This window comes from Nostoc sp. DedQUE09, assembly GCF_034530915.1.
In the GTDB taxonomy this organism is placed as follows: Bacteria; Cyanobacteriota; Cyanobacteriia; order Cyanobacteriales; family Nostocaceae; genus Nostoc.
On sequence record NZ_JAVRCE010000039.1, the window covers coordinates 59,983 to 70,025 of the forward strand.

The 10,043-nt window shown below is 44.1% G+C and carries 9 protein-coding genes; 3 read left to right on the top strand and 6 right to left on the bottom strand.

Annotated elements, in window-relative coordinates; all coding sequences use genetic code 11:
* Window positions 1-35: 35 nt before the first annotated feature.
* Entirely contained in the window at window positions 36-506 is a 471-nt protein-coding gene (locus tag RMY27_RS22540; RefSeq protein ID WP_322666961.1) for a DUF29 domain-containing protein, read from the bottom strand.
* A gap of 135 nt (window positions 507-641) precedes the next feature.
* On the opposite strand from RMY27_RS22540, the gene RMY27_RS22545 reads away from it, so the two are divergent.
* Window positions 642-941 carry a 30S ribosomal protein PSRP-3 gene (locus RMY27_RS22545; RefSeq protein ID WP_013190996.1) on the top strand — a complete coding sequence of 100 codons (300 nt, stop codon included), beginning with the start codon at window positions 642-644 and terminating at the stop codon, window positions 939-941.
* 13 nt (window positions 942-954) lie between these two features.
* On the opposite strand, the gene RMY27_RS22550 is transcribed toward RMY27_RS22545, so the two are convergent.
* A complete protein-coding gene (locus RMY27_RS22550; RefSeq protein WP_322666968.1) occupies window positions 955-2,736 on the bottom strand; it encodes a serine/threonine-protein kinase in 1,782 nt (593 codons plus the stop codon).
* A gap of 92 nt (window positions 2,737-2,828) precedes the next feature.
* Between RMY27_RS22550 and RMY27_RS22555 the strand changes: the two genes are divergently transcribed.
* Window positions 2,829-3,488, top strand: coding sequence for a hypothetical protein (locus RMY27_RS22555; protein WP_322666970.1), 660 nt, complete (start codon window positions 2,829-2,831; stop codon window positions 3,486-3,488).
* Window positions 3,489-3,611: 123 nt separating this feature from the next.
* Here the strand turns inward: RMY27_RS22555 and RMY27_RS22560 are convergent, their stop codons facing one another.
* From RMY27_RS22560 to atpD, 3 genes are all read right to left on the bottom strand, one after another.
* Window positions 3,612-5,717, bottom strand: coding sequence for a flotillin family protein (locus RMY27_RS22560; protein WP_322666972.1), 2,106 nt, complete (start codon window positions 5,715-5,717; stop codon window positions 3,612-3,614).
* A 258-nt stretch (window positions 5,718-5,975) separates the two neighbouring features.
* A complete protein-coding gene (gene atpC / locus RMY27_RS22565; RefSeq protein ID WP_292715968.1) occupies window positions 5,976-6,389 on the bottom strand; it encodes an ATP synthase F1 subunit epsilon in 414 nt (137 codons plus the stop codon).
* Window positions 6,390-6,476: 87 nt separating this feature from the next.
* Window positions 6,477-7,925 (bottom strand): F0F1 ATP synthase subunit beta, encoded by a 1,449-nt coding sequence (gene atpD / locus RMY27_RS22570; RefSeq protein WP_322636279.1) that lies wholly within the window; start codon window positions 7,923-7,925, stop codon window positions 6,477-6,479.
* Window positions 7,926-8,479: 554 nt separating this feature from the next.
* Between atpD and RMY27_RS22575 the strand changes: the two genes are divergently transcribed.
* Window positions 8,480-9,304: a SirB1 family protein gene (locus RMY27_RS22575; protein WP_322666974.1), complete on the top strand. Its 825-nt coding sequence runs from the start codon at window positions 8,480-8,482 to the stop codon at window positions 9,302-9,304.
* 126 nt (window positions 9,305-9,430) lie between these two features.
* Here the strand turns inward: RMY27_RS22575 and RMY27_RS22580 are convergent, their stop codons facing one another.
* Window positions 9,431-9,874, bottom strand: coding sequence for an SRPBCC family protein (locus RMY27_RS22580; RefSeq protein WP_322666976.1), 444 nt, complete (start codon window positions 9,872-9,874; stop codon window positions 9,431-9,433).
* Window positions 9,875-10,043 lie beyond the last annotated feature (169 nt).

Here is a 10,043-nt window from a genome sequence, read left to right on the forward strand (position 1 = left end):
AGGAAGCAAAAGAGTTTTACATCATCATAATGCGCTCATGGCTCAGGTAAAAAATCAGGGTCAAGGGCTTGCTCTGCCGTGAAGGGAGATTGTTCCGGGAAGGTAGCCAAATGCAATTCAGTTTCATCCGCAGCCAAGAGTCTAGCATCGTCATAACACAGCCCGAAAACCTCATCAAAATAGGGTTTGAGGCTAGGACTTTCTTCTAGAGCTTGTCTGATGCGTTTGCGATGCTCCCGAATTGTTGCTCGCCAACTACCAGAGCGCTTCTCGGCTTGATATTTGTACTTCAATAGATGCATTAGCACCACTTCCAAATTGCTTCTTAGTGCTTTCTTTTCACTCCTGCCCATCGTTTCAATTTCATCAATCAAATTCTCTAAATCTAATTCTGTGAGCCGACCTTGCTTGAGCAGTTCTGCCGTGGTTTGAATCCACAGGTAAAAGTCTTGCTCGTACAAATCTGAACCAGATGTTGTTTGAGATTGGGGCAGTTGAGCAGTCATAAGCATTTTTAGTTAGCGCCGACTAAACCTTATGGTAGACCATTCTCAATCACTGTTTGGTCATTTGATAGGGTATTGCGTTAAAATAAGCGATCGCTATCCTAGTTAAATGCCCGGAAATTCCCGGAGGTGTGATTGACCAAGTTTATTTTGAAAATTCTGTGGTTAGACGAGAACGTTGCCCTAGCAGTGGATCAAGTTGTAGGCAAAGGCACCAGTCCCTTGACTAAGTACTTTTTTTGGCCCAGAAATGATGCCTGGGAAGAGTTAAAAAAGGAATTAGAATCCAAACATTGGATTACTGATGTGGATCGTGTCGAGTTGCTTAATAAAGCGACAGAAGTGATTAACTACTGGCAAGAGGAAGGCAGAAACCGTCCAATGGCAGAAGCTCAATTGAAATTTCCAGAAGTTGCCTTCACAGGTAGCGCCTGATATTACAACAAAATTAGCTATTGTCATGTTCTACAAGCTGCCACAGTTTGATAGTCTTGTCCCGGCTGCCGCTTGCAATTAATTGTGTAACTTTGCTCAAAGCAACAGCAGATACTGAGTCTACATGACCAGAGAGAGTAACAATCTCTTCTGCTGTGCTTACCCTCCAAAGTTTAACTGTTTTGTCGCAACTTGCACTTAGGAGTGTTTCGCCATCGGCGGTAAAAGCCACAGCCACCACAGACCAAGAATGGCCTACAAGTGTGCAAATTAGCTGACCAGTGTTTACCTCCCACAATTTAATAGTGTTATCATCACTACCCGTCGCCAAAATTTGACCATCAGGACTAAAAGCGACTGTCAAAACCGCCCACGCATGACCCGAAAGGGTGCTTAACAAGCTATAGCATGGGCGGTTTTGAATTTCTCTCTGGGAACCTTCTATCTGCCACAAGCGAATTGTTCTGTCATAACTAGCGCTGGCTAAAAGCTGTCCTTGGGGACTAAATGCGACTGAATTTACCTTTAATTGGTGTCCAGCTAGGGTGCAAATTTCTTTGCCTGTATTGACATCCCAGAGTTTGATTGTCTTATCCCAGCTACCACTAGCGAGAATCTGCCCATCTGGACTGAAAGCAACTGATTTTACAGCCTGTGCGTGTCCCAAGATGGTGCAGATTTCCTCTAATGTTTCAACCTGCCACAATTTGATAGTTTTATCATTGCTAGCAGTTGCCAGAATTTTCCCGTCAGGACTGAAGCTAACTGATTTTACAGCTTGAGAATGTCCTGACAAGCTAGCTAGGACTTTTTTAGTATTTAAATCCCACAATTTAATGTTTTTGTCATCACTAGCACTGGCTAAAGTGTAACCGTCAGGACTAATGGCAAGAGCATTCACACTACTTAATGTCCCAGAATGCCCAGTTAAGGTATGCAAGCATCGCCAAGGAGGATTTGGTAATTTAAAATTTTGAGTTTTACATTCCATACCCATTGCTTGCATAACTTCATCAGCCGATTGAAAGCGGCGGTTAACAACGTTTTGCAGCAGCTTGTCGAGGATTTGCGCCAAGCGTAAACTCTTTGAGTCTTGTCGCCAGACATCGCTAACCTTAGTAGTAAGATATTGTTGCCAAACCCAGCAATCATTTGCAATATCATATAAATCAAAGGGAGGAATCTGGGTAAGTAAGTAAATACAAGTTATACCCAAGCTATATAAATCACTAGCAAAAACGGCTTTTCCCTTCGTTTGTTCTGGTGCAGCGTATTCTGGACTGCCAATACTGGTTTCAAATGTTAACCGATCAATTTCTGTGACAATTTTCGCAGTGGTAAAATCGACTATAACGAAATTCCCCTTTTTAGTAATTGGGGATCTACGGATGATATTTTGGGGTTTAATATCGCGGTGAATAATGTGGCGATCGCTAATCAACTGCAAAACTGGCAACACATCTTCTAACAGTTGCCAAATTTGAGTTTCATTAAAAGCACCTTCTTCTTCAACCACCTGAGCTAAATTAGTGCCTGCAATAAACTCTTGCACTAAATAAAAATGCCTGTTCTGCTGAAAATAAGCCAAAAAAGCGGGGATTTGCGGATGCTTTCCTAATTCTTCTAGCTTTTGCGCCATTTGCGGAAAATTTTGAGATATTTCGTATTCCAGCGATAATTCTTGAACGACGCAAGGAACTGGCGGAAACTGACCTTCGTCTATTGCGAGGAAGGTTTTACAGAATCCACCTTTACCAATCTGCTTGAGTAAACGATAACGTTCTTCTAAAAGCAAAATTTCTTTGCCTACATAGCATCCACAATAAAATATAGCTGTTTTTAGTTACTTATAACTCGGAAATGCTTACGAGCAAGTATAAAATCAAGATGCAGAAATTCTTAGGTTTAACCGTTTGCTTATCTGCTGTTATCTCATTTGTGCCTACAGTAGCCTTTAGCCTTCCGCTCTTAGGACAGACATTAAACAATTTAGCTGAAAAAGCTAAGTTAGAGGTTTCTAAGACTACAGGAATCTCGGCTAACAGCCTCAGTGTAGTTAACAAAGCAACTCTAGCTGATACTGGAATCACGCGGTTTAAGCTAATAGATACCCAAGGCAATATCTATGGTGTATCCCTTGATCCTGCTGGCAATCAAATTAGTCAGGAAGCGTTAGAGGAGGCTATTCAAGCAATCAATAATAAGGGCTTCGTTGGCAAATTGGAAACCGAATTAGCTAATCGCATTGCTCAAGGCAGTAATAGCCCTATCAAGGTCATTTTTCATCTAAAAGGAGAAACAGTTCAGCCTTATCGAGGATCGAACCAGAGTCAGCATCGAAATCACTTAAATACTCTTAAATCTCACTATCAGCTAATTCAGCAACCTCTTGTAAACCAACTTAAGGAAAGTAATCAACGGGTCATTTATCAATCTCTTTATACACCAATTGTGGTGGCAGAAGTTACCCCTTTGTTAATCCAAACGATCGCTGCTCGTTCTGATGTAGAGCGAATCTATCTTGCACGACGGACAATTAGAAGGTAAAACGATTGAATTTTAGTTTGCCAGAGGAGGCTGAACGTGGCTCGTTGCAACTGTTTCCTCCCCTGCTTATCCAAACCGTATTGGGGGCGCACATATCTACGCCCCTACCAGATGTTGCTAATGTTACTTATCTACAGGAAAATTCACAACTATAGGTGGATGACCATTTTCTGGAGTTGGTTGTGTTTTGGTAACAACTGGTTGTGGATGCAAAGGTGTTGCTGTTAATTCACCCTTACCAGTTTGATTCCATAAAATCATGGATAGTAGCCCATCCACTAAACCGTTATTGCTGCCATTACTGCCAACTAAGACATCTGGTATTAAGCGGACATTGCGATCGCCGATAATCTGCATTAGTTGCATTGCTGTATAACCTTGTGAACCCAAGGCTTCCACACCAGCGCGGTAGGTTTCAGCTTTGGCGTTACCTGTGGCCCGAATACCTTCAGCCTCAGCAATTGACCGAAGTTTTGTCCCCTCGGCTTCACCAGTCGCCTGCTTAATTTGGGCTTGGGCTTTCAAGTCAGCAATATGTACACTCTGCTCCGACTTCACCATTTCTTGCTGAATATCAGCCAGTGCTGTTTCCCGGACAAGCTGCTGCCGTTGGGTTTGCGCCATCTGCTGAACTTCATAAGTCTTACGTTCTTCTTCGGCAATTTTCCGGTCTGTCTGTGTCTGCATTAACGACGCTGGTGGCTGAATATCACCAATCAGGGTGTCGATCGCTTGTACGTCATAAGCCCGCAATGCTGTTTTAATATATTCAGCAGCCTCAGATTGTCGTTCGCTGCGAGCGGTGAGAAAGTCTAGTACAGTATAGTCTTGGGCTGAGTTGCGGAAATAATTACCGATAGTTGGTTCTAATACATGGTCTACCAGATTTTGCATTGCACCAACGCGAGAAATTACCTTTGGAGCATCTAAAGCACCCACATGGATAATTTGTGCTACTTCCAAATCAAAGGCAAACCCATCACGCGATCGCACTGTCAAGGAAGCCAGTTGAGCATCATAGCTGTGGCGTTCGGTGCGATCTGACCAATTTAAGACAATGTTGGTCGTTGGCACCAGTTCCATCTTCATGATCCGAGAATTAATCGGATGTTTGCCAGGATACAGCGGTTCGACCCACACGCCCTTATGTCCAGGATTCACCAAATTACCGTGGGTGAAAGCTGCGCCACTGACATCTTGATGTGCCTTACCCACGAAAGAAATCACCACACCCACATACCCAATGGGAATTTCCGTCATCGGCACTTGTTCAACCTGGACAAACCAAGGGTTCAAGTTCCAAGAACCCGAAAGTAATATCTGTTCTTGTAAACCTCGCCGCCCACCCCCATTAATAAATTTCTGACCATTTTGGAAGTTGTCGTGTCCCTCAATTATCGGGCCTGCAAGTTCACCAGCAGAAATTGGTAAACCATCTAAGGTAGTAACGATGCCAACTTTATCAGATGCCAGACTGTACACTCGCAACTGTTCTGGAGTCATGCCATGAGCGCTGGCATTTGATGCCATGATGACTTTAAATAGGGCAGTGTTGATCCGGTATGTACCAGCCGTAAGAAAACCCATTTGCCGCCCTTTTTCGCCACCTTCGATGAGGAATTTTCGAGCGTCTTGGAAGTTGTCACAACCCACGATTTTACCTAAAATTCGCTCTGGTGGGTTGGGTTGACCATCTGCTGCCACAATCAAAGCAATTTCCCCTTGGGGAACGACAATTACCGATTCTTTCTTTACAGAATACTGCCAAGGCCAATAGCCCCAATGCCAACCAGGAGCTAAAGTATCTGCCTGCAAACCAGCTTCGCCGTTGAGGGCAATCAAACTGCCGGCAGGGAGTCCGCGCCCGGAAAGGGTAAATTTTCTAACTACAACGCCAACTTCCCGTTCGCCAATAACTACTAGTCCCCCAAAGAATAGGGGGACAAATATAACTAAACCGCCGACGAGTAGGATGGGAACCACTACAACAGGATTAATTCCAGCAGCTTGATATTGAGTCCTGCTAGTTTGTAACTGAGCAATATTTGGTGTGGTCTGATTTAGCTGGACAGTCGCTGAAGTAATTTCTTTTGCAGTAGTTGTTTTGACAAAAGTAGCATTGGCGGAGTGAACACTACCAGCAATTGCTAAGGTTGCTACGATAGATGCTGCTAAACGAGCTACTTTATTTTGTTTACGAGTACCAAGCAAAGATGAAAAGCTTTTCATAATTTGTGCCCATCTGGGCAACTAATTAGCTAATTTAACACTCCACCAAAGCTTGCCTCGATTTCTTAAACTTGGCGTAATTTTTTTAAATAAATAAGGAGTCAGAATTCAGAAAGCTCTGTCCTTAAAGGAGTTTTAGCATCCGTACAGAATTCACGTTAAATTCTGACTCCTAACTCCTGACTCCTGAGTTCTTTTTAATAAATATTTTGTAGGTTGGAAATTGCCCAACCTACAAAGTGGAAATATAAAGTTAAATTAGACCGAACCGCCAGCAGCTTGAAACCGAGCGCGGGCGCGTTTGAAGGCTTGGGTTGCCTGAATTTGGGCTTGGCGATCGTCTGCGGAAACTTGACTTAGACGCGCTTCTGCTTGGTTGTAAGCAGTACGGGCTTCATCAAGGTTAATTTTGTCGCCACGTTCTGCGCCGTTAACCAGAATTGTCACTTCATTTTCTTCGACTTCGGCAAAGCCACCCAAAAGGGCGATCGCTTCCCAATTCTGATTTTTAGCACCACGAACTCGCATGACACCAGTATCTAGAGCAGTCAAAAGTGGTGCGTGTCCAGTTAAGATACCTAGTTGACCAGTAGTGCTAGGCAAAACAACTTCTTCAGCTGGGGCATCCCATACTGTTTTATCTGGGGAAATTACACGAACGGTTAATGTCATTTGTCTTTTGTCCTTTGTCTGTTGTCTTTGCTATTAGCCATTAGTCATTAGCGATCGCACTAATGACTAATGACCAATGACTAATGACTAACCTTTAATTTTTTCAGCTTTGGCGATCGCTTCGTTAATATCGCCAACCAAGTAGAAAGCCTGTTCTGGTAGAGCATCTAACTCACCAGACAGAATCTTTTGGAACCCTTTAATGGTGTCTTCCAACTTCACGTACTTACCAGGAGAACCGGTGAATACTTCTGCCACAAAGAACGGCTGAGACAAGAAACGCTCAACTTTCCGGGCCCGCGCTACGATGAGACGGTCTTCTTCAGACAATTCATCTAGACCGAGAATGGCGATAATGTCTTGGAGTTCTTTATAACGTTGCAGAGTTGATTGCACCGCCCGCGCCGTATTGTAGTGTTCGTCACCAACAATATTGGGCTGAAGCATGGTGGAAGTCGAACCAAGGGGGTCAACTGCGGGATAAATTCCCTTAGCAGCCAAACCACGAGATAGTACTGTTGTACCGTCTAAGTGGGCGAAGGTGGTAGCAGGTGCGGGGTCGGTGAGGTCATCCGCTGGTACGTACACTGCTTGAATGGAGGTAATCGAACCCTCGGTAGTCGAGGTAATCCGCTCTTGCAGTTCACCTACGTCGGTTCCCAATGTGGGCTGATATCCCACCGCTGAAGGCATCCGACCGAGTAACGCCGATACTTCCGAACCTGCTTGTACAAACCGGAAAATGTTGTCAATAAACAACAGCACATCCTGCTTGTTCACATCGCGGAAGTATTCTGCTACTGTCAATCCTGAAAGACCAACCCGCATTCTAGCTCCGGGTGGCTCGTTCATTTGACCGTAAACTAGAGCAATTTTTGATTCGTTGAGGTTGTCTTTGTTGATAACCCCAGATTCAATCATTTCATTGTAGAGGTCATTGCCTTCACGGGTGCGTTCACCCACGCCAGCAAAAACGGATACTCCACCATGCTGAGTAGCGATGTTGTTGATCAACTCCATCATGATCACGGTCTTACCAACACCAGCACCGCCGAATAGACCAATCTTACCGCCGCGTCGATAGGGAGTCAGAAGGTCAACAACTTTAATCCCAGTCTCAAACACGGAAGGCTTTGTTTCCAGGTCAGTGAATTTGGGAGCAGAGCGGTGGATGGGTAAACTTGCCTCAGCATTTACAGGGCCCTTGTTATCCACAGGTTCGCCAAGGACGTTGAAAATCCTACCCAAAGTGGCTTTACCAACTGGTACGTTGATGGGAGCGCCTGTATCAGTGACTTCAAAACCGCGGACTAAGCCTTCGGTAGAACTCATCGCAACAGTGCGCACCTGATTGTCGCCCAGCAGTTGCTGTACTTCAACGGTGATGTTGATTTCCTGTCCAGCTTCGTTGGTGCCAACGATTTTCAAAGCGTTGTAGATTTGTGGCAATTTCCCGCCGGGAAATTTAACGTCTACAACTGGGCCAATGATTTGGGTAATGTAACCAATGTTTGTTTTTTCTGCGGTTGTTACCATGCTGCGCCTAATGAGTGAAGCTAGATTTCAGATAAGGTCGGAGAAGACATAAGAATAAGCAATGTCACCTTTCACTCTAGCATCGGACGGGGACATAACTCTCTTAGTAATTCCTTAAAAAGGAGTTTGGCGGCTGTGGTTGTGGCCCTCATCCTGACCAGATTGACAGAATATGCTCAAGTTGATCTTAATCTCATTTTTTCAGATGCGATCGCCCTAATATTCATACTTTGTATCAAAAAATACTATTCCAAATGACTTAGATACTTTTACTTGCAAGCAAAAAGCTAGATATTTGATATCTAAACTTTGGCCTTGAAATAATGTTTTGTATTACGTTATGTACTTTGCGTGAGTACAGCCCATCGAAGACATCACCAACACAGCATTTGCTAAAAGTTAGTTAGTAATAGATATATGTAAACTACATTTCCAAAATTTCTGAATATCCATAAGATGAAGATAGATATAAAAAACAGCTTTTAGCCAAGCCGTCATGCCTGAGTTAGGTGTACCTGCGGCTTCATCCTCATACCTCCACCGAGCAATAGCTTATGAATTTATCGTCAGCACGACAATATTTTTACCAAGAGATTCAGCAGTCTGACGAGCAAATTGATCTAGCAAAGGCAGCTTTGTACATTGCACAAGAAGAATATCCCAAGCTAGACCCAGAGGAATATCTCAACGCCCTTGATACAATGGCATGGGAGCTTCAAGAACGTCTGCCTGATTCACGCTATCCTTTGCGGATAGTTCAAAGTATTAATCAGTATCTCTACGAAGATTTAAAATTTTCTGGTAATAAAATTGACTATTACGACCCGCGCAACAGCTTTTTCAATGATGTAATCGATCGCCGATTGGGGATTCCCATTACCTTAGCGCTGGTTTACCTGGAAGTTGCTCGACGGATTGATTTTCCGATGGTGGGTATAGGAATGCCAGGACATTTCTTGATCCGTCCAGATATTCCCGATATAGAGATTTTTGTGGATGCTTTTAATGGCGGTGAAATAATATTTGCCCAAGATTGTGAAGACCGCCTGTCTCAACTTTATCAGCAACCTGTGACGCTACAACCAGAATTTTTAGCTGTAGTCAGTAATCGGCAATTTTTGGCCCGGATGTTGACAAATTTAAAATTTATTTACCTTAAACAGCAAGAGTTAGAAAAAACGCTGGCAGCTGTTGAACGAATTTTGTTGCTGTTTCCTGGTTTAACTTTAGAATTGCGCGATCGCGGCTTGCTCTACTATCAACTCGGTTACTACCCCCAAGCCGTAGACGACTTACAAAACTATTTAGCAAAAGTTCCTAATGCCGAGGATGCATCTGTGATTCGGCGGCTACTGACCGAATTGGGTAAAGACAAGTAGGGGAAGAGGCAGGGGAGCAGGGGAGCAGAGGAGCAGGGGAGCAGAGGAGAAGTTGCAGTAAGTTTTTCGCCTCTGCCCTTCTGCCCCTCTGCTCCTCTATTTCTTGTGCCAATGCCCAATGCCCAATTATTGTTGTTCTTCTGCGACTCGTTTGAGGCGGCGCAGTTGGGCTTGCATATCTTCTTTTGTCCACGATGCAGCAAAAGTGTTGAAGCCCCAACTAACTAAGGGGTTAGGGATATCGTACTCAAAGCGATTGAGTAAAAGCGTTCCCTTTTTCGTGGGTTGACATTCCCAGCGATCGCGCCCTTGAAAAAATCCCTTAAATTCCCAAACTACTAAACCCGGTTGTCGTTCTACAACTACGCTATTCAGGGTGGGTTTCAGTAGAGGAATTTGAATAATAAAACGACTTTTACTGCCGACATCGGTACTCCAAGCTTCGCCCACAGGTTCGCAACGGAGAACGGGGTTGAGCCAACGGTGCATGAGAGCTAAATCGCTAATACAGCGCTCCACCACCGTAGCTGTAGCATTAATTTGAATCGATTGTTCCAAAACTTGGGACATTCCACATCTTTGGTGCTGTTGCTGCAATTAGAGTAACGCAAAATTCAGCAAAGTGGGAGATGAGGGAGATGAGGGGACAAGGAGATAAACAAAACTCCTAACTCAGCACTCAGCACTCCTAACTCAGCACTCAGCACTCAGCACTCAGCACTCAGCACTCAGCACTCAG

Coding starts and splice junctions, on each gene's coding strand:
- RMY27_RS22540 (WP_322666961.1), bottom strand. CDS start 506: ATGACTGCTCAACTGCCCCAATCTCAAACAACATCTGGTTCAGATTTG.
- RMY27_RS22555 (WP_322666970.1), top strand. CDS start 2,829: ATGCAGAAATTCTTAGGTTTAACCGTTTGCTTATCTGCTGTTATCTCA.
- RMY27_RS22560 (WP_322666972.1), bottom strand. CDS start 5,717: ATGAAAAGCTTTTCATCTTTGCTTGGTACTCGTAAACAAAATAAAGTA.
- atpC (WP_292715968.1), bottom strand. CDS start 6,389: ATGACATTAACCGTTCGTGTAATTTCCCCAGATAAAACAGTATGGGAT.
- atpD (WP_322636279.1), bottom strand. CDS start 7,925: ATGGTAACAACCGCAGAAAAAACAAACATTGGTTACATTACCCAAATC.
- RMY27_RS22575 (WP_322666974.1), top strand. CDS start 8,480: ATGAATTTATCGTCAGCACGACAATATTTTTACCAAGAGATTCAGCAG.
- RMY27_RS22580 (WP_322666976.1), bottom strand. CDS start 9,874: ATGTCCCAAGTTTTGGAACAATCGATTCAAATTAATGCTACAGCTACG.